20 protein-coding genes and 1 pseudogene are annotated in these 20,743 nt (G+C 73.8%); 4 read left to right on the top strand and 17 right to left on the bottom strand.

Annotated features, from left to right (window positions below):
- A partial coding sequence (locus MHW47_RS16470) for an acyl-CoA dehydrogenase family protein (protein WP_239224025.1) occupies window positions 1-360 on the bottom strand: 360 nt, incomplete at its 3' end.
- A gap of 117 nt (window positions 361-477) precedes the next feature.
- Between MHW47_RS16470 and MHW47_RS16465 the strand changes: the two genes are divergently transcribed.
- A complete protein-coding gene (locus MHW47_RS16465) occupies window positions 478-2,115 on the top strand; it encodes an AMP-binding protein (protein WP_239224023.1) in 1,638 nt (545 codons plus the stop codon).
- Window positions 2,116-2,119: 4 nt separating this feature from the next.
- Window positions 2,120-2,938 (top strand): PaaX family transcriptional regulator C-terminal domain-containing protein, encoded by an 819-nt coding sequence (locus MHW47_RS16460; protein ID WP_239224021.1) that lies wholly within the window; start codon window positions 2,120-2,122, stop codon window positions 2,936-2,938.
- Between the two features lie 22 nt (window positions 2,939-2,960).
- On the opposite strand, the gene MHW47_RS16455 is transcribed toward MHW47_RS16460, so the two are convergent.
- Together MHW47_RS16455 and MHW47_RS16450 are read right to left on the bottom strand one after the other, a co-directional pair.
- Window positions 2,961-5,240 carry a bifunctional salicylyl-CoA 5-hydroxylase/oxidoreductase gene (locus tag MHW47_RS16455; protein WP_239224019.1) on the bottom strand — a complete coding sequence of 760 codons (2,280 nt, stop codon included), beginning with the start codon at window positions 5,238-5,240 and terminating at the stop codon, window positions 2,961-2,963.
- Window positions 5,237-6,064: an enoyl-CoA hydratase family protein gene (locus MHW47_RS16450; protein ID WP_239224018.1), complete on the bottom strand. Its 828-nt coding sequence runs from the start codon at window positions 6,062-6,064 to the stop codon at window positions 5,237-5,239. Before MHW47_RS16450 ends, MHW47_RS16455 begins: the two co-directional genes overlap by 4 nt.
- A gap of 240 nt (window positions 6,065-6,304) precedes the next feature.
- On the opposite strand from MHW47_RS16450, the gene MHW47_RS16445 reads away from it, so the two are divergent.
- Window positions 6,305-6,730 (top strand): ATP-binding protein, encoded by a 426-nt coding sequence (locus tag MHW47_RS16445; RefSeq protein ID WP_239224017.1) that lies wholly within the window; start codon window positions 6,305-6,307, stop codon window positions 6,728-6,730.
- 21 nt (window positions 6,731-6,751) lie between these two features.
- Here MHW47_RS16445 and argF read toward each other — a convergent pair whose 3' ends face one another.
- The 4 genes from argF to MHW47_RS16425 form a co-directional block, all read right to left on the bottom strand.
- Window positions 6,752-7,756 carry an ornithine carbamoyltransferase gene (gene argF / locus MHW47_RS16440; protein WP_239224016.1) on the bottom strand — a complete coding sequence of 335 codons (1,005 nt, stop codon included), beginning with the start codon at window positions 7,754-7,756 and terminating at the stop codon, window positions 6,752-6,754.
- 111 nt (window positions 7,757-7,867) lie between these two features.
- Window positions 7,868-9,100 carry an arginine deiminase gene (locus MHW47_RS16435; protein WP_239224015.1) on the bottom strand — a complete coding sequence of 411 codons (1,233 nt, stop codon included), beginning with the start codon at window positions 9,098-9,100 and terminating at the stop codon, window positions 7,868-7,870.
- Window positions 9,101-9,166: 66 nt separating this feature from the next.
- Complete coding sequence (locus MHW47_RS16430) at window positions 9,167-11,767, bottom strand: polynucleotide kinase-phosphatase (RefSeq protein ID WP_239224014.1); 2,601 nt, start codon at window positions 11,765-11,767, stop codon at window positions 9,167-9,169.
- Complete coding sequence (locus tag MHW47_RS16425) at window positions 11,764-13,278, bottom strand: 3' terminal RNA ribose 2'-O-methyltransferase Hen1 (RefSeq protein ID WP_239224013.1); 1,515 nt, start codon at window positions 13,276-13,278, stop codon at window positions 11,764-11,766. The genes MHW47_RS16430 and MHW47_RS16425 overlap by 4 nt, the downstream gene beginning before the upstream one ends.
- Before the next feature lie 56 nt (window positions 13,279-13,334).
- Here MHW47_RS16425 and MHW47_RS16420 point away from each other — a divergent pair, with 56 nt between their 5' ends.
- Window positions 13,335-14,192 (top strand): chromosome condensation regulator, encoded by an 858-nt coding sequence (locus tag MHW47_RS16420; RefSeq protein WP_239224012.1) that lies wholly within the window; start codon window positions 13,335-13,337, stop codon window positions 14,190-14,192.
- A gap of 219 nt (window positions 14,193-14,411) precedes the next feature.
- On the opposite strand, the gene mmuM is transcribed toward MHW47_RS16420, so the two are convergent.
- The 10 genes and pseudogenes from mmuM to MHW47_RS16370 form a co-directional block, all read right to left on the bottom strand.
- Window positions 14,412-15,338, bottom strand: a complete 927-nt coding sequence (gene mmuM, locus MHW47_RS16415) for a homocysteine S-methyltransferase (RefSeq protein ID WP_239224011.1) — start codon at window positions 15,336-15,338, stop codon at window positions 14,412-14,414.
- Between the two features lie 12 nt (window positions 15,339-15,350).
- Window positions 15,351-16,274, bottom strand: coding sequence for an LLM class F420-dependent oxidoreductase (locus tag MHW47_RS16410; protein WP_239224009.1), 924 nt, complete (start codon window positions 16,272-16,274; stop codon window positions 15,351-15,353).
- Between the two features lie 93 nt (window positions 16,275-16,367).
- Window positions 16,368-16,868 (bottom strand): DUF6099 family protein, encoded by a 501-nt coding sequence (locus MHW47_RS16405; protein WP_239224008.1) that lies wholly within the window; start codon window positions 16,866-16,868, stop codon window positions 16,368-16,370.
- 125 nt (window positions 16,869-16,993) lie between these two features.
- On the bottom strand, window positions 16,994-17,365 hold the full coding sequence (locus MHW47_RS16400; RefSeq protein ID WP_239224006.1) for a nucleotide pyrophosphohydrolase: 372 nt from the start codon (window positions 17,363-17,365) through the stop codon (window positions 16,994-16,996).
- A gap of 6 nt (window positions 17,366-17,371) precedes the next feature.
- Window positions 17,372-17,770 carry a cell division protein SepF gene (locus MHW47_RS16395; RefSeq protein ID WP_239224004.1) on the bottom strand — a complete coding sequence of 133 codons (399 nt, stop codon included), beginning with the start codon at window positions 17,768-17,770 and terminating at the stop codon, window positions 17,372-17,374.
- A 104-nt stretch (window positions 17,771-17,874) separates the two neighbouring features.
- Entirely contained in the window at window positions 17,875-19,149 is a 1,275-nt protein-coding gene (locus MHW47_RS16390; RefSeq protein WP_239224002.1) for a cytochrome P450, read from the bottom strand.
- Window positions 19,146-19,760 (bottom strand): ATP/GTP-binding protein, encoded by a 615-nt coding sequence (locus MHW47_RS16385; RefSeq protein ID WP_239224001.1) that lies wholly within the window; start codon window positions 19,758-19,760, stop codon window positions 19,146-19,148. Before MHW47_RS16385 ends, MHW47_RS16390 begins: the two co-directional genes overlap by 4 nt.
- Window positions 19,738-20,091 (bottom strand): DUF742 domain-containing protein, encoded by a 354-nt coding sequence (locus tag MHW47_RS16380; RefSeq protein WP_239224000.1) that lies wholly within the window; start codon window positions 20,089-20,091, stop codon window positions 19,738-19,740. Before MHW47_RS16380 ends, MHW47_RS16385 begins: the two co-directional genes overlap by 23 nt.
- On the bottom strand, window positions 20,088-20,513 hold the full coding sequence (locus tag MHW47_RS16375; protein ID WP_239223999.1) for a roadblock/LC7 domain-containing protein: 426 nt from the start codon (window positions 20,511-20,513) through the stop codon (window positions 20,088-20,090). The genes MHW47_RS16380 and MHW47_RS16375 overlap by 4 nt, the downstream gene beginning before the upstream one ends.
- Window positions 20,510-20,743 (bottom strand): annotated as a pseudogene (locus MHW47_RS16370) (ATP-binding protein); the annotation flags it as partial. The pseudogene MHW47_RS16370 and the gene MHW47_RS16375, both read right to left, overlap by 4 nt.

Raw genomic sequence — 20,743 nt, 5'->3', positions numbered from 1 at the left:
CGGCTCGCTGAGCGCGAACGCGGCGACGGTGCGGCCGGCCCGGACCCCGGGGAGCCACCGCTCGCGCTGGGTTTCGGTGCCCGCGCGGAGCACCGGGAAGCCGCCGAGGCCCTGGAGGGCGAGGGCCGTCTCGGCCTCCGTGCAGCCCCGGGCGAGCGATTCGCGCAGCAGGCACAGGTCCAGGGCGCCCGAGCCGAACAGCCGGTCGAGCAGGCCCAGCTCGCCGAGGGCGGCGAGCAGCGGGCGGTTGACGTGGCCCGGCTGCCCGCGCGCGGCGAGCGGGGCGAGCCGGTCGCGGGCCAGGGCGCGCAGTTCCTCGCACCAGGCGGTCTGTGCCGGATCGAGCGAGAATGCCGTCATACCGGCGCCTCTCTGGTCGAATCGATTGCCTGCCGTCTTTATCGCGGACCGTTGACTACCGTCACTCAAACGATACGCTCCAGGAGCGACCGGAGGGCTACAAGGGGGCGATCCTTCATGGACCCGAGAACCTCAGCGCACATCGACGGCTTCGCCGGGGAGCACCTGCCCCCCGCGGAGCAATGGCCCGAGCTGCTCTTCGACCTGCCCGAGCTGCACTATCCGGACCGGCTCAACTGCGCCGCCGAACTCCTGGACCGCACCACCGACCGCCTCGGCCCCGACCGCCCCGCCTTCCGCACGCCGGACGGCGGGGTGCTGAGTTACGGGGAGCTGCGCGACCTCGTGGACCGCATCGCCCACGTCCTCACCGCGGACCTGGGCGTCGTCCCCGGCAACCGGGTCCTGCTGCGCGGCCCCACCACCCCCCGGCTGGCCGCCTGCTGGCTCGCGGTCCTCAAGGCGGGCGCGGTCGCCGTCACCGTACTGGCCCAGCAGCGGGCCGCCGAGCTGGCCACCATCTGCTCCCTGGCCCGGATCAGCCACGCCCTGTGCGACGCGCGGTCGGTCGAGGATCTGGCCCGCGCCGGGGTGCCGGGGCTGCGGATCACGGAATACGGGGGTGAGGGCCCGGACGACCTGCTGCGGCTGGCCGCGGCCCGGCCGGGCCCCTTCCCGGCGGTGGACACCGCCTCCGACGACGTGGCGCTGATCGCCTTCACCTCGGGCACCACCGGCCGTCCCAAGGGCTGCATGCACCTGCACCGCGACGTCCTGGCGATCTCCGACACCTTCGCGCGGCACGTGCTGCGGCCGGGGCCCGACGACGTGTTCGCGGGCAGTCCGCCGCTCGGGTTCACCTTCGGCCTCGGCGGCCTGGTGGTCTTCCCGCTGCGGGTGGGCGCCTCGGCGCTGCTCCTCGAACAGGCCGGGCCCAAGCAGCTGCTGCCCGCCCTCGCGGAGCACCGGGTCTCCGTGCTGTTCACCGCGCCGACCGCGTACCGGGTGATGCTGGACCAGCTCGACGGGCACGACCTGTCCGCGCTGCGGCGCTGCGTCTCGGCGGGCGAGAACCTGCCCGAGTCGACCTGGCGCGCCTGGCACGAGCGGACCGGGCTGCGGATCATCAACGGCATCGGCGCCACCGAGCTGCTGCACATCTTCGTCTCCGCCGCCGACGACGCCATCCGCCCCGGCACCACGGGCCTCCCGGTCCCCGGCTGGCAGGCCCGCGTGGTGGACGCCGACGGGAGGCCGGTGCCGGACGGCGAGCCGGGGCTGCTCGCCGTGCGCGGCCCGGTCGGCTGCCGCTACCTCGCCGACGAACGGCAGCGGGACTACGTCCGGCACGGCTGGAACATCACCGGCGACACCTATGTGCGCGACGCGGACGGCTACTTCCGCTACGTCGCCCGCGCCGACGACATGATCATCTCCTCCGGGTACAACATCGCGGGGCCGGAGGTCGAGGAGGCCCTGCTGCGCCATCCCGACGTCGCCGAGGCCGCCGTGGTGGGGCAGCCGGACGAGCTGCGCGGGTGGATCGTGGCGGCGTACGTGGTGCCGCGGGAGGGGTCCGCGCCGACGGCGGACGCGCTGCGGACGTTCATGCGGGCGGAGCTGGCCCCGCACAAGTGCCCCCGCCGGATCACGTTCCTGCCGGAGCTGCCCCGGACCGCCACCGGGAAACTGCAACGGTTCAGGCTCCGCGCGGACGAAGCCGGTGCGGGCGGGGCCGCGCCGGACCGACAATGATCACATGGTCGAACCGCACACCCCCCGTTCCCTCATCGTCACGCTCTACGGGGCGTACGGGCGCACCCCCGGTGACGAGCCGATGCCGGTGGCCGGGCTCGTCCGACTGCTGGGCGCGGTCGGCGTGGACGCGCCGGCCGTCCGCTCGGCGGTCTCCCGGCTGAAGCGGCGCGGGCTGCTCGTGGCCGCGCGCACGGCGGACGGGGCGGCCGGCTACGCGCTCTCGGCGGACGCCCGCCAGCTCCTCGACGACGGGGACCGGCGCATCTACCGGCACCCGGAGCCGCCCCTGTCGGACGGCTGGGTGCTGGCCGTGTTCTCGGTGCCGGAGGCGGAGCGCCACAAGCGGCACCTGCTGCGCTCGCGGCTGTCCCGGCTGGGGTTCGGCACGGCGGCCCCCGGTGTCTGGATCGCCCCGGCCGGGCTGCGCGACGAGGCCCGGCACACGCTGGAGCGCCTGGGGCTCCACCCGTACGTGGACCTGTTCCGGGGCGACCACCTGGGCTTCGCCCCGACCCGCGAGGCGGTGGCCCGCTGGTGGGACCTGGACGCGGTGGCCCGGCTGCACCACGGCTTCCTGGAGCGCCATGAACCGGTGCTGCGGGCCTGGGAGGCGCGCGGGGACGGGGCGGTGGACCCGGAGGGGGCGTACCGGGACTACCTGACGGCGCTGGACTCCTGGCGCCGCGTCCCGTACGCCGATCCCGGCCTGCCCCCGCAGCTGCTGCCGCCGGACTGGCCGGGCGCCCGTTCGGCGGCGGTGTTCCGGCTGCTGCACGAACGGCTGCGGGATGCGGGGGCGGAGTTCGCGCACCGGAAGTGACCCTTGCGGCGGCGCGCCCGGGTCAGTCCAGGGTGAGTCGGGGCCGGGGGGCGTCGGTGCGGCCGGTCGGCGGGCGGCGGCTGCCCGCGCGGTACGGGAGGGGCCAGGGCGCGCCCGGTCCGCCGTAGTCCTGTTCGGCCGCCGCGTGGAGCGTCCAGTGCGGGTCGTACAGGTGGGGGCGGGCCAGGGCGCACAGGTCGGCGCGGCCGGCCAGGAGCAGCGAGTTCACGTCGTCCCAGGAGGAGATCGCGCCGACCGCGATCACCGGCACGCACAGGGTGTTGCGGATGCGGTCGGCGTACGGGGTCTGGTAGGAGCGGCCGTACTCGGGCCGCTCGTCGGAAACGACCTGGCCGGTGGAGACGTCGATGGCGTCGGCCCCGTGCGCGACGAAGGCGCGGGCGATCTCCACGGCGTCCTCGGCGGTGGTGCCGCCCTCGGCCCAGTCGGTGGCGGAGATGCGGACGGTCATCGGCCGGTCGTCGGGCCACGCGGCGCGGACGGCGTCGAAGACCTCCAGGGGGAAGCGGAGCCGGTGGGCGAGCGGCCCGCCGTAGGCGTCGGTGCGCCGGTTGGTGAGCGGCGAGAGGAAGCCGGAGAGCAGATAGCCGTGCGCGCAGTGCAGTTCGAGGAGGTCGAAGCCGCAGCCCGCGGCGCGCCGGGCGGCGGCGGTGAACTGCTCGCGGACCTCGTCGAGCCCGGCCCGGTCCAGGGCGTGCGGGATCTGGCTGACGCCCGGTGTGTAGGGCAGCGGGGAGGCGGCGGTGACCGGCCATGCGCCGTGATCGAGGGGCTGGTCGATGCCCTCCCACATGAGTTTGGTGGAGCCCTTGCGACCGGAGTGGCCGAGCTGGACGCCGAGGGCGGTGCCGGGGGACGCGTCGTGCACGAAGCGGGTGATCCGGGACCAGGCGGCGGCCTGTTCGTCGGTGTAGAGGCCGGTGCAGCCGGGGGTGATGCGGCCCTCGGGGCTGACGCAGACCATCTCCGTCATGACGAGCCCGGCGCCGCCGAGGGCCCTGGCGCCGAGGTGGACGAGGTGGAAGTCGCCGGGGACGCCGTCGGTGGCCACGTACATGTCCATGGGTGAGACGACGACGCGGTTGCGCAGTTCGAGGCCGCGCAGCCGCAGCGGGGTGAACATCGGCGGGGTGCCGGGCGGGCAGCCGTACTCCTCCTCCACGCCGGCCGTGAACGCCGCGTCGCGCAGCCGCAGGTTGTCGTGGGTGACGCGGCGGCTGCGGGTGAGGAGGTTGAACGCGAACTGGCGGGGCGGCTGGTCCACGTACGTCCCCAGCTCCTCGAACCACCGGAGGCTGGCCGCCGCCGCGCGCTGGGTGGACTCGACGACGGGGCGGCGCTCGCTCTCGTACGCGGCGAGCGCGGCCGGCAGCGAGGGCTGCTCCTCGACGCAGGCGGCGAGGGCGAGGGCGTCCTCCACGGCGAGCTTGGTGCCGGACCCGATGGAGAAGTGCGCGGTGTGCGCGGCGTCGCCGATGAGCACGGTGGCGCCGTGCGACCAGCGGGCGTTGACGACGGTGCGGAAGGTGAGCCAGGAGGAGCGGTTGGACTGGAGCGGGCGGTCGCCGAGGGCGTCCGCGAAGATCCTGGCGCACGCGCGGATCGACGCGGCCGGGTCGGGCGCGTCGAATCCGGCAGCGCGCCAGACCTCCTCGCGCATCTCGACGATGACGGTGGAGGCGCCGGGTGCGAACGGGTAGGCGTGGAGCTGCATCACGCCGTACGGGGTCTCGGCGATCTCGAAGCGGAAGGCGTCCAGGGCGAAGTCGGCGGCGAGCCAGATGTAGCGGCAGCGGTGTCCGGTGATCCGGGGGCGGAAGACGTCCGCGTGGGCCTCCCGGGTGGCGCTGTGCACCCCGTCCGCGGCGACGACCAGGTCGTGGGTGGCGGCGAGTTCGGCGGCGGGCGGGGCGGGGGTGCGGAAGCGGAGGTCCACGCCGAGGCCGGCGCACCGGTCGTGCAGGATCTCCAGGAGCCGGCGGCGGCCGAGCGCGGCGAAGCCGTGGCCGCCGGAGGTCTGGGTGTGGCCCCGGTGCACGATGTCGATGCCGTCCCACCGGACGAACTCGTTCCGCAGGGCGCGGTGGACGACCGGGTCGGCGTGCTCGATGCCGCCGAGGGTCTCGTCGGAGAGGACGACGCCGAAGCCGAAGGTGTCGTCGGGGGCGTTGCGCTCCCAGAGGGTGATCTCGCGATCCGGGCCGAGGCGTTTGAGGAGGGCCGCCGCGTAGAGGCCGCCCGGGCCGCCGCCGATGACCGCGATGCGCCGGGGGCCGGTCACTTGCCGCGCCAGGCGGGCGGCCGCTTCCCGGTGAAAGCGGCGTGGAATTCGGCGTAGTCCTCGCCGTGCATGAGGAGGGCCTGGGTGGCGGCGTCCATCTCGACGGCGGCGGCCAGCGGCATGTCCAGCTCGGCGGTGAGCAGCCCCTTGGTCTGGGCGAGGGCGAGCGAGGGCCCGTCCGCGAGGCGGCGGGCGAGCGCGCCGGCGGCCTCGTCGGCGCGGCCCTCGTCGGTCAGTTCGCTGATGAGGCCGATCCGTTCGGCCTCGGGGGCGCGGACGGGTTCGCCGAGCATCAGGAGCCGGGTGGCGTGGCCGAGGCCGACGACGCGGGGCAGGAGGTAGGCCGCGCCCATGTCGCCGCCGGAGAGCCCGACGCGGGTGAAGAGGAAGGCGAACCGGGCGGTGGGGTCGGCGACGCGGAAGTCGGCGGCGAGGGCGAGGACGGCGCCGGCTCCGGCGGCCACCCCGTGCACCGCGGCGACGACGGGAAAGGGGCACTCGCGCAGGGCGCGTACCACCTGGCCGGTCATCCGGTTGAAGTCCAGCAGTTCGGCGGTGTCCATCGCGAGGGTGGCGCCGATGATCTCGTCCACGTCGCCGCCGGAGCAGAAGCCGCGCCCCTCGCCGGCCAGGACCAGGGCCCGGACCGCGCGTTCCCGCGCCAGCTCGGCCAGCAGGTCGCGGAGGTCGGCGTAGGCGCCGAAGGTGAGGGCGTTGAGCTTCTCGGGCCGGGCCAGGGTGACGGTGGCGACGCCGTCCGCCTCGGTGACCCGCAGGTGGCGCCAGTGCTGCGTACGCGGTGCGGAGCCGGTGAACGGGCTCATGGCGGGGTGTCCCCTTCGGCCGTCGCTGCTGCCTGGCCTCGAATTTATCACCGTTGCGTGACTGCCGTCACGAGTGCGCGATATCCGGGGTGCCGGTACCGGTCCCGTGACGAACGTCCCCTTCGTACCGGGCGGCGGGCTCTTGTCCGGGACGCCGGGCTTCGTATGGTGGAGGGCACACAGTCTTGAGCGCGGAAACGTCTGAGCCCAGGACCCGCGCTCACCCGAACGGAACCCCTCGTGCCGCCCGACGGACCGCCACCCCCCTCCTGGCGCATCTCCCTGCCGCATTCCACGGCCGCCGTGCCGATCGCCCGCGCGCTGATCCGCTCGGTGCTGACCGACATCGACGCACCGGCCGACAGCGACACCGCCGAACTGCTGACCGCGGAGCTGGTCGCCAACGCGGTGGAGCACACCCCCGGCGAGGAGCCCATAGAGCTGGTGGTGGAGCTGCTGCCGGCCGGCTGCCAGGTGGAGGTGCACGACGGCGACCCGGCCCCGCCCGGCGATCTGTCCCGTCCGGAGCCGGAGGACGTCCCCGACCCGTGGCAGGAGCACGGCCGGGGGCTGCTGCTGATCCGCACGCTCAGCTCGTCGTGCGGACACCGCCCCACCGAGCGCGGCAAGGCGGTGTGGTTCCGCCTGCCGCCCGCGACGTCCTGAGCGGGGTACGGGAGGCCGGCGTCACACGCCGGCCAGGGTCGCCACCAGGACGGCCTTGATCGTGTGCATGCGGTTCTCCGCCTCGTCGAAGACGACGGAGTGCGCGGACTCGAACACCTCGTCGCTGACCTCCAGCTCGCTGAGCCCGTACCGCTCGTGGATCTCGCGCCCCACCCCGGTACCGAGGTCGTGGTACGCGGGCAGGCAGTGCATGAACTTCACCCCGGCGTTGCCGGTGGCCCGCAGGACGTCCATGGTGACGGCGTACGGCGCGAGGGCGGCGATGCGGCTGTCCCAGACCTCCTTGGGCTCGCCCATGGAGACCCAGACGTCGGTGGCGACGAAGTCGGCGCCGCGGACGCCCTCGGCCACGTCCTGGGTGAGGGTGATCCGCGCCCCGGACTCCTTCGCGAGCGCGCGGGCCTCGGCGACGACCGTCTCGGCGGGCCAGAACGCCTCGGGGGCGACGACGCGCACGTCCATGCCGAGCAGGGCGCCGGTGATCAGGTAGGAGTTGCCCATGTTGAAGCGGGCGTCGCCGAGGTAGGCGAAGGTGATCTCCTCCAGCGGCTTGTCGCTGTGCTCGGTCATCGTCAGCACGTCGGCGAGCATCTGGGTGGGGTGCCAGTCGTCGGTGAGCCCGTTGAACACCGGCACTCCGGCGTACGCGGCCAGCTCCTCCACGACCGCCTGGCTGTCGCCCCGGTACTCGATCCCGTCGAACATCCGGCCGAGGACGCGCGCGGTGTCCTTGACCGACTCCTTGTGCCCCATCTGGGAACCGGAGGGGTCGAGGTACGTGGTGGTGGCGCCCTGGTCGGCGGCGGCGACCTCGAACGCGCACCGGGTGCGGGTGGAGGTCTTCTCGAAGATCAGCGCGATGTTCCGCCCGGTCAGCCGCCGGGTCTCCGCCCCCGCCTTCTTCGCGGCCTTCAGCTCGGCGGCCAGATCGAGCAGACCGCGGAACTCCGCGGCCGTGAAGTCCAGCTCCTTGAGGAAGTGGCGGCCTGCGAGGTCTATGGCCATGGTGACTGCTCCTGGGTCGGGCGGGGGACGCATACGGTATCCCTGGAACTGTATACGACGCAATGCATCGCTATACAGAGACGTCTTGCCCTGCGGACGTCCCGCCGCCGGTCACACGGGGTCGCGGACCACCGGGCAGCTCATGCAGCGCGGACCGCCCCGGCCCCGGCCCAGCTCGCTGCCGAGGATCTCGATGACCTCGATGCCCTCCCGGCGCAGATGCGTGTTGGTGGTGGAGTTGCGCTCGTAGGCGACGACCACGCCCGGCTCGACGGCCAGCACGTTGCAGCCGTCGTCCCACTGCTCCCGCTCCGCCGCGTGCACGTCCTGGGTGGCGGTGAGCACCCGGATCGAGTCCAGCCCGAGGGCGTGGGCGATGGCGGTGTGCATCTGCTCGGGCGGATGGTCGGTGACCTTGAGGTCACGCGGCCCGTCACCGGGCTCGATGGTGTACGAGCGGAGCATGCCAAGGCCCGCGTACTTGGTGAAGGCGTCCCCGTCGACCATGGTCATCACGGTGTCCAGATGCATGAAGGCCCGCCGCTTGGGCATGTCCAGCGCCACGATGGTCCGGGCCGAACCCGCGTCGAACAGGCCGCGGGCCAGCATCTCCACGGCCTGCGGGGTGGTGCGCTCGCTCATCCCGATGAGCACGGCGCCGTTGCCGATGACGAGGACGTCGCCGCCCTCGATGGTGGAGGGGTAGTCGTCCTGCCCCTCGGACCAGTGGTGGAAGGCGCCCGCCTCGGGGCCGGTGAACAGCGGGTGGTGACGGTAGATCGCCTCGAAGTGGACCGTCTCGCGCTGCCGGGCCGGCCAGCGCATCGCGTTGATGGACACGCCGTCGTAGATCCACGCCGAGGTGTCGCGCGTGAACAGGTGGTTGGGCAGCGGTTTGAGCAGGAAGTCGTCCAGGTCCATGACGTGGAAGCGCACCGAGACCGGCTCCCGGTGGCGCTCCAGGAACTCCCGCTTGGTCATGCCGCCGACCAGCGCCTCGCACAGCTCGGCCGCCGGCAACTCCTCGAAGGCCGCCCGCAGATGCTCGGTGGCGAGCGGTCCGTACTCCTTCTCGGCGAAGACCCGGTCCAGCACGAGGCGCCGGGCGACCGGGATCTCCAGCGCCTCGCGGAGCAGGTCCCCGAAGAGGTGCACCTCGACGCCCCGGTCGCGCAGCACGTCCGCGAACCCGTCGTGCTCCTGGCGGGCCCGGCGCACCCAGAGCACGTCGTCGAAGAGCAGCGCGTCCTTGTTGGTCGGCGTGAGCCGTTTCAGTTCCAGATCGGGGCGGTGCAGGATGACGCGGCGCAGCCGCCCGGCCTCGGAGTCGACATGGAATCCCATGCCCTCATCCTCACCGCGCGGCGCGCCGTTCACCCGGCGAATCGCCTGCCTGTTCTTCCCGGGTGCTCAGAGCCGGGGATCGACCGGTTCCGACTCCAGGGCCAGGACGGCGAACACCGCCTCGTGGACCCGCCACAGGGGCTCCCCCGCCGCGAGCCGGTCCAGGGCCTCCAGGCCGAGGGCGTACTCGCGCAGGGCCAGCGAGCGCTTGTGGCCGAGGAAGCGGCCGCGCAGCCGGTCCAGGTTGTCCGGGCGGGTGTACTCGGGGCCGTAGATGATCCGCAGGTACTCCCTCCCGCGCACCTTGATGCCGGGCTGCACCAGCCGTCCCTTGCCGTCCCGGACGAGGGCGCCGAGCGGCTTGACGACCATGCCCTCGCCGCCCCGGCCGGTCATCTCCAGCCACCAGTCGACGCCCGCGCGCACCGACGCCTCGTCGCCGGTGTCCACGACGAGCCGCCGGGTCACCTGGAGCAGCCCGCCGGCGTCGTGCTCCACCAGCCGGTCCAGCCAGGCCAGCTGCTCGTCGTGCGGGACGGCGGCCAGTGAGCGGCCCTGGACGGCGAGGACCTGGAACGGCGCCAGGCGCACCCCGTCCAGCCCGTCGGTGCCCCAGCAGTAGCGCCGGTACGCCTCGGTGAACGCGGCGGCGTCGGCCGCCCGTTCCCGCTGCCGGCCGGCGAGCGCGCCCACCTCGACTCCGCGCGCGGCCGCCGCGGCGAGCGCCCCGGTCGCGGCCGGGAAGACCGCGCCTGCGGCGGCGCCCACCGCCGCGTACTGCGAGCGCAGCAGCCCGCCGGCCTTGAGGGACCAGGGCATCAGCTCGGCGTCGAGCAGCACCCAGTCGGTGTCCCACTCCTCCCACAGGCCGGCCGCGGTGACGGCCGCGCGCAGCCGTCCCAGGACGGCCTCGGTGAGCGCGGAGTCGTCCAGGAAGGGGCGGCCGGTGCGCGTGTACAGGGCGCCGGCCGGACCGTTCCCGCCGTCGCCTCCGGTGCCGAAGCGGTCGCGGGCCGCGGCGGCGTCCTTGCAGACGAGGGCCACGGCGCGCGAGCCCATGTGCTTCTCCTCGCACACCACCCGGGTCACCCCGGCCGCCCGGTACTCGCCGAACGCCTCGGCCGGGTGCTCCAGGTAGCCCTCCTCGCGCGAGGTGGCGGTGGGCGCCATGGTCGGCGGCAGGTACGGCAGCAGCCGGGGGTCGACCGCGAACCGGCTCATGACCTCCAGGGCGGCGGCCGCGTTCTCCTCGCGGACGGCGAGGCGGCCCATGTGCCGGGTCTCCACGATCCGGTGGCCGTGCACGTCGTCCAGGTCCAGCGGCCGGCCCTCCCGGCCGCCCGGCGCCTCCGGCTCCAGCGGCTTCACCGGCTCGTACCAGACCCGCTCCGCCGGTACGTCGACCAGTTCGCGCTCCGGCCAGCGCAGCGCGGTCATCTTCCCGCCGAAGACGGCCCCGGTGTCCAGACAGATGGTGTTGTTGATCCAGGAGGTGTTGGGCACCGGGGTGTGGCCGTAGACCACGGCGGCGCGGCCCCGGTAGTCCTCCGCCCACGGGTAGCGCACGGGCAGCCCGAACTCGTCGGTCTCGCCGGTGGTCTCCCCGTACAGCGCGTGCGCGCGGACCCGGCCGGAGGTGCGGCCGTGGTACTTCTCGGGCAGCCCGGCGTGGCAGACGACGAGCCGGCCGCCGTCCAGCACGTAGTGGCTGACGAGCCCGTCGATGAACTCCGCGACCCGCGCGCGGAACTCCGGGTCCTCGGCGTCGGCCCGCTCCAGCTGCTCGACGGTCTCGGCGAGGCCATGGGTGAGCTGGACCTTGCGGCCCTTGAGGTAGCGGCCGAGCTTGTTCTCGTGGTTGCCGGGCACGCACAGCGCGTTCCCGTCGGCCACCATCGACATCACGCGGCGCAGCACGCCGGGGCTGTCGGGGCCGCGGTCGACGAGGTCGCCGACGAAGACCGCGGTGCGGCCCTCGGGGTGGGCGCCGTCCACGTAGCCGAGCTTGCCGAGCAGGGTCTCCAGTTCGAGGGCGCAGCCGTGGATGTCGCCGATGACGTCGAACGGTCCGGTGAGGTGGCGCAGGTCGTTGTAGCGGCGCTCCAGCACCACTTCGGCGCGCTCGACCTCCTCCTCGGTGCGCAGGATGTGCACCTTGCGGAAGCCCTCGCGCTCCAGGCCGCGCAGCGAGCGGCGCAGCTCGCGGCGGTGGCGCTGGATGACGTGGCGGGGCATGTCTGCGCGGTCCGGGCGGGCCGCGTTGCGGGCGCGGCAGACCTCTTCGGGGAGGTCCAGGACGATGGCGATGGGCAGCACGTCGTGCTCCCGGGCCACCTTGACGAGCTGGCGCCGGGCTTCGGGCTGCACGTTGGTGGCGTCCACGACGGTGAGCCGGCCGGCGGCCAGCCGCTTGCCCGCGATGTAGTGCAGGACGTCGAAGGCGTCCTTGCTGGCGCTCTGATCGTTCTCGTCGTCGGCGACCAGGCCCCGGCAGAAGTCCGAGGAGATGACCTCGGTCGGCTTGAAGTGGCGCCGGGCGAAGGTGGACTTGCCGGACCCGCTGGCCCCGATGAGCACGACGAGGGAGAGGTCGGTGACCGGCAGGAGGCGGGGCGTGCGGGGGTCGGCGGCGGGCGTGGACGGGGTGGTGTCGTCGGTCCTGGTCATGCGGCTTTCGCCTCCTTCTCGGTCTCGGTGCCGCGTGCGGCGGTTCCGGCGGCCGCGGTGGCCGGCTCGGTGGTGGCCGCCGTGAAGACGGCCATCTGGGTGGGCGGGCCGACCTCGGGGTCGTCGGGGCCGACGGGCACGAACTCGACGGTGTAGCCGTGCCGGGCGGCCACCGCCGCGGCCCAGGCCCGGAACTCGGTCCGGGTCCACTCGAAGCGGTGGTCGCTGTGGCGGGCGTGCCCGGCGGGCAGGCTCTCCCAGCGCACGTTGTACTCGACGTTGGGCGTGGTCACGAGCACGGTGCGGGGGCGGGCGGAGCCGAACACGGCGAACTCCAGGGCGGGCAGCCGCTCCGGGTCCAGGTGCTCGACGACCTCGCTCAGCACCGCCGCGTCGTACCCCTTGAGCCGCTTGTCGGTGTACGTGAGCGAGCCCTGCCGCAGGGTCACGCGGGCGGCCTGCCGCTCCCCCAGCCGGTCCAGCTTCAGCCGGCGCGAGGCGATGGTCAGGGCGCGCATCGACACGTCGAGGCCCACGATCTCGGTGAACCGGACGTCCTTGAGCAGCGCCTGCACCAACTGCCCCTGTCCGCAGCCCAGGTCCAGGACCCGGCTCGCCCCGGCCGCGGTGAGCGCGGCCAGGATCGCCTCGCGCCGCCGCACGGCCAGCGGCACCGGCCGCTCCTCGGTGTCCGAGCCCTCGTCCACGGCGTTGTCGACGCTCTCGACGTCCAGGTCGTCCGACTCGGCGAGCCGCACCAGCTCCAGCCGCTCCATGGCCTGCCGGGTCAGCCCCCAGCGCCGGGCCAGGTAGCGGCTGGTGATCAGCTTCTGCTCGGGGTGCTCGGCCAGCCAGCCCTCCCCGGCGCGCAGCAGCTTGTCCACCTCGTCCGGCGCCACCCAGTAGTGCTTGGCGTCGTCGAGCACCGGCAGCAGCACGTACAGCTGGCGCAGCGCGTCGGCGAGCCTCAACTCGCCTTCCAGCACCAGCCGTACGTACCGGGAGTCGCCCCACTGGGGGAACTTCTCGTCGAGCGGTACGGCGACCGCCTCCACCCGCGTCCATCCGAGCGGACCGAAGAGCTTGCGCACCAGCTCGGCACCACCACGGGCCGGCAGGGCGGGCACTTCGATCCGCAGCTCCATGGGGGCCGCCGCCCGCTCGGGCATCGCCTTGCAGGCACCGCTCAGGGCGGACTTGAAGACGGTGCTCATCGCGACGGACAGCAGCGAGGAGGCCGCGTAGGGGCGGTCGTTGACGTACTGCGCGAGCGCCGCGTCGGGCGCGCCGCCCCGGCCCTTGCCCTTCCCCTTGCGCACCAGCGCGATGGGATCGACCTCCAGCAGCAGGGCCGCCGTGCACCGCTCCGCGGACGCCTCGGGGTAGAAGACGTGCGCGGTGCCGTGGGAGGTGGAGAACGTCTGCGACCGGTCGGGATGCTTGTGCAGCAGGAAGCCGAGATCGGTGGCGGGACGTTCCGGGGTGCCGGTGGTACTGATCGTCAGGAACACGTGTTTGAGTATGATCCGCTCGCTCTCCCCGTTCCACGTGATTTCCCGGAGGCGCCATGCGCGTCGGCTCTGCGTCGCTGGCGGCCGGAAGGCGCCACTCGGCCGGGCTGCTCCGTGACGGCACCGTCGTCACGGCGGGCAGCACGGCGGCCGGGGAGGGCCGGGTGGACGGGTGGGCGGACGTCGTGGCGGTGGCGGTCGGCAACGTCCACACCGCGCGGAACACCGGCCGGTCCCACACGGTGGGGCTCCTCGCGGACGGCACGGTGCGGGCGGCGGGATGGAACGGCGACGGGCAGTGCGAGGTCGCCGCCTGGCGAGGCGTCACGGCCGTGGCGCCCGGCTGGCGCCGCACGCTGGGGCTCCTCGCGGACGGCAGGGTGCTGGCGGCCGGCCGGGACGCGGAGGGACAGTGCGGCGTCCACTCCTGGCGCGAGGTGGTCGCCCTCTCCTGCGGTGACTGGCACTCCGTGGCGGTGCGGGCGGACGGTTCGGCGGTGGCGACCGGCAACAACCGGCGCGGGCAGTGCGCCGTGACGGGCTGGCACGGCCTGGCCGCCGTCTCGGCCGGGGCGCTCCACACGGTGGGGCTGCGCGCGGACGGGCGGGCGGTGGCCGCCGGGGACCGGACGGCCGGGGCGTGCGAGGTCGAGGGGTGGCGGGACCTGCTCGCGCTCGACGCGGGCAGCTACCACACCGTCGCCGTCACCGCCTCCGGCCGGGTCCTGGCGACGGGCGACAACACCCACGGGCAGTGCGAGGTCGGCGCCTGGCGCGACATCGTCGCCGTGTCGGCCGGCTCGACCCACACCCTCGGCCTGCGCGCCGACGGCACGGTGGTGACTGCGGGCAACAACGCGGACGGCCGGTGCGACACCGCGTCCTGGCCCCGGCTCGCCCGGGGCGTCTCGTGAAGGCAGCACCGTCCGCCCGGCAGGCGGGAGCGCCACCCCACACCTAGGGCGTGTTTTGAAAGTAGCGCCGTCCGCCCGGAGGGCGGGCCGGACGGCGTCCGGTGCGTGCGATCGCAAGGCGCCGGGAAGCCCTGGTAGCGGAGCTACCAGGGCTTTTCGGCAACGCCGCGAGCGTGCGTGCCGGACGTCGCCCGGCAGGCGGGACTTTCAAAACACGCCCTAGAGGGCGTCGCGCTCCCGGGCCGCCGCGAGTTCCGCGATGGTGTCCGGGCCCACCCGGCAGCAGCCGCCGATCAGCCCGGCACCCGCCCGCCGCCAGGCGCCCGCCAGGCTCGGGTCGTACGTGGGCGGGCCGGACCAGGCCCCGGTGCGGGCGTCCCAGCGCTCCCCGCTGTTGGGATAGATCACGGCCGGCCGGCCCGTCGCCTCCACCGCGGCCCGCACCGCGCCCTCCGCGTCGGCCGGGTCGCAGCAGTTCGCGCCGGCCGCGACGACCTGATCGTTGCCCCGGGCCAGGGCGAACGCCTCGTCCAGCGGCTGCCCGGCCCGCGTCCTGCCCCCGGCCACGGTGTAGGAGAGCCACACCGGCAGCCCGCACTCCCCCGCCACCCGCAGCAGCGCCCGCGCCTCGTCCACGTCCGGCACGGTCTCCAGCGCCAGGACGTCCGGCCCGGCGGCGGCCAGCGCCTCGATCCGGGGGCGGTGGAAGCGCTCCAGCTCCCGGACCGTGAGCCCGTACCGGCCCCGGTACTCGGAGCCGTCCGCGCGCACCGCCCCGTACGGGCCGACCGAGGCCGCCACCCAGACGTCCCGGTCCACCGCGCCGGCCGCCCGCCGGGCCAGCTCCACGCTGCGGGCGAAGAGGCCGGCCGCCTCCTCCCGGCCGATGCCGCGCCGCGCGAACGCCTCGAACCCCGCCTGGTACCCGGCGGTGATGAGCACCTGGGCGCCCGCCTCCACGTACGCCGTGTGGGCGGCCTCGATCTGCTCCGGCCCGTCGGCGAGCAGCCGCGCGGACCACAGCTCCCCGGACAGATCGCAGCCCTGCGCCGCCAGCTGGTTGGACAGCCCGCCGTCCAGCAGGACCACGCCTTCGGCCAGCGCCTCCGCGAAGCTCCGGGACGGACCGCCGGGCCCAGGTGTCATCGCCGTCCGTCCTCAGCCCAGCTGGGACTGGACCTGGGAGGAGATCAGCTCCAGGTGGTCCAGGTCGTCGAGGTCGAGCACCTGGAGGTAGACGCGGGACGCGCCGATCTCCGCGTACCGGCCGATCTTGTCCACCACCTCGGCGGGCGACCCGGCCAGCCCGTTCGCCTTCAGCTCGGGCACCTCGCGGCCGATCGCGGCGGCCCGGCGCGCGACCTCCGCGTCGTCCCGGCCGACGCAGACGACCAGCGCGTTGGAGTACACCAGGTCGTCGGCCCCGCGGCCCGCCGCCTCGGCCGCCTCCCGGACCCGGCCGAACTGCTTCTCGCTGTCCTCCAGCGAGGCGAACGGGATGTTGAACTCGTCGGCGTACTGAGCGGCCAGGCGCGGGGTGCGCTTCGCACCGTGCCCGCCGATGAGCACGGGCACCTTCGACTGGGCCGGCTTCGGCAGCGCCGGCGAGTCCGTCAGCTGGTAGTACGTGCCGTCGTAGCTGAACGTCTTGCCGACCTCGGTCGCCCACAGGCCCGTGACGATCGCGAGCTGCTCCTCCAGGCGGCCGAACTTCTCCTTGGGGAAGGGGATGCCGTACGCCTTGTGCTCCTCCTCGAACCAGCCCGCGCCCAGGCCCAGCTCGACGCGCCCGCCGGACATCTGGTCGACCTGCGCCACCTGGATGGCGAGGACGCCGGGGAGCCGGAACGTGCCCGCCGTCATCAGCGTCCCCAGGCGGATGCGCTTGGTCTCGCGGGCCAGACCGGCCAGCGTGATCCACGCGTCCGTGGGGCCGGGCAGGCCGTCCCCCTGTCCCATGCGCAGGTAGTGGTCGGAGCGGTAGAAGGCGTCGAAGCCGAGGTCCTCGGTGGCCTTGGCGACGGTGAGAAGGGTGTCGTAGCTTGCGCCCTGCTGGGGCTCGGTGAAGATGCGAAGATCCATGTCTCCATCCTGCACCCGCGCACCCCGCCCGCCGCTCTCCGGCCCCTTCCGCACGTCGCCGCGTCCCTCACGGCACCGGACCGGCGGCACGGGTCACTGGATGCCGGTCACCGGGCTCACCGCGTCGTCGGGCGCCTCGCGCGGGCCGTCGCGCCCCCGCGCGTCGAGCAGTCGGAGCATGCCGCGCACCCGGTCCGTGGACTCGTCGGCGGCGTCGATCGCCTCCATGCACTGCCAGTACAGGCTCTGCTCGTCGGTCTCGCAGGCCACCCCGACCAGGGCCATCCCGACCTCCCCGAGCAGCGCGCTCAGCCCCGTCAGCGCCACGCGCGGATCGGCGATGCCGGTCAGCCGCGCCGCCCTGGCCACCCCGGCGCGGGCCGCCGGATGGTCCAGCGCGCCACTGCTCCGGCCGCCGATCTCGCTGAGGGCGCGCGCCTCACCCCGTAAGCCCTGCGGCCCGCTCGCCGCGAGCCTGCTGCCGACCGCCTGGGCCAGCGCCTGCGCCTGCCATGCCTCGGCGATGATGTCCGGCGTGCCCCGGCTCTGTGCCAGCGCCTGCCGGATGACCGCCACCAGTCGCTCCGCTTCCATCGACTGCCCCCGTTCGACGCGGAAACCCGCTCACCCTTTCCATTACCCAGAGTGAGGGAGTCAGCACCAAAAGGCCAGAGGATTTCGGAAATCTGTGGACACTCAATCGAGTGTGGACAACTTCTTCACTCCGAAGAGTGACGGCTGGGGTCGTCCGGCGCTTCCCCACCCGGTTCCGGAACGGGAAAGCGGGCCTCGTTCCGTTCGATCTTGGCCGCGAGCGCCGCCAGCACGTCGATGCCCAGCACCTCGCAGAACTGGAGCAGGTACGCGAGCACGTCCGCGACCTCGTCGGCCACCCTGGGCGCCGTCCGCGGGTCCTCCATGACCCGCGCCGACTGCTCGGGCGTCAGCCACTGGAAGATCTCGACGAGTTCGGCCGCCTCCACGCTCAGCGCCGAGGCCAGGTTCTTCGGGGTGTGGTACGGCCCCCAGTCGCGGGCGGCCGCGAAGTCGGCCAGCCTGCGCTGGAGGGTCCGTACGTCGAGTCCGTCCACCGCGCCCTACGCCCCCGGCACCCCGGCCGCCGTGACGCCCTCGACCTCCATGCCCGCGGGCGACAGCAGGAAGACGTTGCGGTCCACCCGGTGCATCCCGCTGCCGAGGCCGAAGACGACACCGCTGGTGAAGTCCAGGATGCGCTTGGCCACATCGCTCTCCGCGCTGGTGAGGTCGAGCAGCACCGGCACCTGGGCCACCAGGTACTCGGCGACCTCGCGGGCGTCGGCGAACACCTGGACCCGCAGCACCACCATGCGCCGCTGCTCGGCCGCCTCCGGCTCGTCCCGGACGGAGCGGTGGTCCACCCGCGACGGCCACTCGTCGCGGCTGCGCAGCGGTACGACCTGGGCCAGCCCCTCCCACTGCTCGTCCGTGACGTCGTACCTGTCGTACCTGCTCACCGGACCACTCCGTCCGCACCTCGGTCGGCGTCGTGCCGGCTGTGCTCACTGTTCATCGGGCGATTGTCCCCTCCCTCACCCGTTCGGCCTACGAGCGACACGGCTCAGGTGTCGATCGAACCGGCCGGAATCACCTCCGCCGGGTCCGTCACCGCGATGGGGCGGTGGGGCGCGGCGGCGGTGTCCAGCGGGGTGAAGCGGATCGGCAGGTGCACCAGGGCGCGGTGGAACGGTCCGGGCCGCCACAGCAGTTCACCGGCGGGTACGGCCAGTTCGGCGTCGCACAGCAGGCTGGTGAGCTGTTCGATGGCCGTCATCGCGATGAGCAGGGCCGGCTGGCGGGCGGGGCAGCGGTGCGGACCGGCCGACCAGGCGAGGTGGGCGCTGCTGCCGGACCGTACCCCGTCGTCGGACGCGGGCGGGGCGGACTGGGTGTTGGCGGCGGCGTACGAGACGAGGACGAGCTGCCCGGCGCGCAGCCGTACACCGTGGAACTCGGTGTCGTGGCGCGGGTAGTGGGCGGCCAGGTTGGCGAGCGGCGGGTCGCGCCACAGCACCTCGTTGATCGCCTCGTGGGCGGTCATGGCGCCGCCGTGCAGGGAGCCGGCGTACCGCTCGTCGGTGAGCATGTGGAGGGTGGCGTTGCCGATGAGGTTGGTCATCGGGTCGTTGCCCGCGCTCATCACGAGGGTGATCTGGCGCACCGTCTCGTCGTTGTCGAGTCCGGCCGGGTGGGCGAGGAAGTACGAGGTCAGGTCGCGGCGCGGCCGGGCGCGGCGGTCGGCGACGAGGCGGGTGACGACGTCGACGAGATCGGCGTACGCGGCGGCCGCGTCGGCGGCGGAGTTCATCATCCCGGCGATGCCGTCGACGATGCGCTCGCCGTCCTCGGGGTCGGCGCCGAACCAGGTGACGAAGATGTGCATGGGGAGGCGGCGGGCGTACTGGGCGATGAGGTCGCCGCTGCCGGTGGCGGCGAACCGGTCGATGAGCTGGCGGGCGACGCGGGCCACCTCGGCACGCAGGACGTGGGGTTCGATCAGCGCCAGGCTGTCGTTGATGGCCTGCCGGTAGCGGGCGTGCACGGCGCCGTCGCTGAACAGGGCGGTGGGGCGGTGGCCGAGCACCGGCAGCACCGGCGAGTCGGGCGGTACGGTCGCCTGCCAGGCGCGCGGGTCCTTGCTGAAGGTGTGGGTGTCGCGCAGCAGGTCGATGGCGGCCTGGTAGTCCGTGACGAGCATCGCGTCGATGTCCGGGGCGATGCGTACGGGTGCGAGCGGGCCGTGCGCGCGCAGGGCGCGGTAGTGGGCCTGCGGGTCGGCCGCGAAGGCGGGGCCGAACAGCGCGAGGGGCTGCGGCGGCGGGGCGTACGTGGTCATGAGGCGTCCTCGGGCTGCGGCATGCGGGTGAGCACATGCTCGGCGAGTGCGATCAGGGCGTCGATGCTGCCCCGGCGCTCGCGGGCGTCGCACTGGACCAGCGGGGTGGAGTCGTCCAGGTCGAGGTGTTTGCGCAGGACCTCGTCGCTGTGGGCCGGCGCGTCGGGGAAACGGTTCACCGCCACCGCGTACGGCAGCCCCTGCTCCTCCACCATGTCCATCACGGCGAAGGAGTCGGCGAGCCGCCGGGTGTCCACGAGCACGAGCGCGCCGAGCGCTCCCCGGGCGATGTCCTCCCACAGCGGCAGGAAGCGCTCCTGGCCGGGCGTGCCGAACATGTAGAGGACGAGGTCGTCGAGGACGGTGAGGCGGCCGAAGTCGATGGCGACGGTGGTGGTGGTCTTCCCCGGCAGTCCGGCGGTGGAGTCGACCCGGGTGCTGGACTGGGTCATCGCCTCCTCGGTGTGGAGGGTGGCGATCTCCGAGAGGGTACGGATCAGAGTCGTCTTGCCCACGCCGAAAGGACCCGTGACGACGAGTTTCATCAGGGTCCGGGCGGCGGCCGGCAGATAGCCGACGCCGGTCCGGTCAGGGGAGGGAGCGGAGTCCATCGAGCAGCCTCTCGACGAGCGACCTGTCGATCTGCCCGGCACTGGGTATCGGCGGTCGGGTGAGCAGAAGTCCGGCGGCCGCGAGGTCCGTGGCCAGGAAGACGGTGGCGCTGACCGGGAGGTCCAGATGGGCCGCGCACTCGACGACGGTGAGTGCGCCCGGTTCCAGCAGCTCGCACAGTCTGCGCGCCTGGGTTCCGGCGTCGTCGGGCACGGGCGCGTCGGTGCGTACGAGTACGGCGAGCCGGTCGAGCGCGGGACCGGCGGGGCGGGACCGGCCGCCGGTGACCAGGTAGGCGGGAATCAGGCGGCGTGCTGGGCCGGGGGTCATGGCCGCGCGGCGGTGTCCGGTTGGCGGTTGGGCGCGTGCATCGCCCGGGTGAGCGCGGTGACCTGTACCTGCATCTGGTAGGCGATGTCGCCGAGCTTGGCACCGGGCTCCGCGAAGAGCGCGAGCGTGGTGTTGCGTCCGGCCGGTACGACGATGGCGAATCCGAGATCGGATTCGACGACGGTCTGCGCCAGTTGCGGGGCCTCGACGTCGGTGAACGCGGTCGTGAAGGCGCGGGCGGCGGCGTGCAGGGTGGCGGTCATCGCGGCGACCCGTTCGCCGGAGGCCCGGTCGAGGCCGGGCGAGGCGCCTTCGACGAGTCCGTCACCGGTGGCGACCACGGCGTGCTGTACTCCGGGCAGTTCCAGCAGCGGGGTCAGCACCCATGCGAGGTCGCCTGAGGTGGGGCTGGGGGCGCTCACTTCTCGTCGTCTCCTTGGTCGTCCTGGTGGTCACGGGCGCCGGTGTCCGGTGCGGCGGGCCGCCCGGTGACGCTCCTGCCGTTGAGGGTGCCCTGCTGGAGGGCCGCCCAGGAAGCCCCGGCCGCCTCCGGTGTACGGGACATCTGTCCGGTGGCCGGTTCGGCGGCCCGCGCCCCGGCCGGGGCGGCGGGGGTGCGGCGCGGTGCGCGGCGGCGCCGGCTGGGCAGTCC

Source organism: Streptomyces sp. OfavH-34-F, assembly GCF_022347745.1.
Taxonomy (GTDB): Bacteria; Actinomycetota; Actinomycetes; order Streptomycetales; family Streptomycetaceae; genus Streptomyces.
The sequence above is the reverse complement of the archived record's forward strand: the minus strand, read 5'-3'. Positions and strand labels throughout refer to the sequence as shown.